General features: G+C 43.2%; 1 protein-coding gene. It reads right to left on the reverse strand.

What is annotated here, in order from left to right; all coding sequences use genetic code 11:
* The coding region (locus U869_RS0129080) for an ABC-three component system protein (RefSeq protein ID WP_025123949.1) at positions 1 to 928 on the reverse strand (928 nt) is incomplete at its 3' end.
* Positions 929 to 959 lie beyond the last annotated feature (31 nt).

Here is a 959-nt window from a genome sequence, read left to right on the forward strand (position 1 = left end):
TACACATTGAATACATGACCCCATGATAAACTTCGTCCTGCAATGCATCAAATGTCCCCACTGGGACAGTGTCTCGAGCAAAATTCTTTAGCGATTCAGCATGATAAAAGCGCTCGCGTTGGCGAAGATAATCACGTTTAAACTGGCTATGTGATTCGAGAGAGGCTGTGTCTGACAAATCTATGCCAAGGTGGTCTCCATAGGCATCAAGAAGATGGCGAATGTAGCGACTTTCATTCTCAGTTGGTGTGTCAGGGGGGATTTCGGGATTGGGACGAAATGGTAAACCTCCGCCAAAGCGCACCGAATGAAAAGCCGTCATAGCATGAGTTTCAATAAGTTCAACTATTGATTTTGATGAGAAAATAGTGAAATCGAAAGCTTCAAAGTAATCTTTTAATGCACTGGTCAACGGAATCTTAGTTGTAGAAGTGATGTCTTCCCGACAGTATTTATCCCAGTTTTCTAACGATTTTACTTTCAAGTCAGAGGACTTATTCAATAGCTGTTCAAGGCTGGTTCCCATCCCCTGAGAGCAGACAAAATAATGCTTGCGTGGTGGCGTATATCTACCCAAATACGAGTAATAAATAATCTTTCCAATTTCAACCCAGATATCACTCGGTCGCAGAGGATGGTCATATCGTTTGCACTGATAGTTATCCCACTCTCCATTGAAACCCTTATCAGAACAGAAACCAGAGATATCTACGCCTAGATCACCAGAACCACCAAAACGCCGGACTGTTAGGTATTTTTTTTTGAGATGACTTGCCCATTCCTCAGTAAACTCTTCCCATTCATCAGGGCTGAAAGACTGAACTCGCACTGTTTTGGGCGTTGGTAATCCAGTCTGAATGTGTGAGGACGACGGGAAGTCAGTGCCCCCTCTTGGCTCGATATCTCTAAGTTCAATTTCAGAAACCATATAGTATCCCTATACCCGTGATCATTGAAGA

Origin of the sequence: Serratia sp. H1w (assembly GCF_000633355.1) — a bacterium.
GTDB lineage: Bacteria > Pseudomonadota > Gammaproteobacteria > Enterobacterales > Enterobacteriaceae > Chania.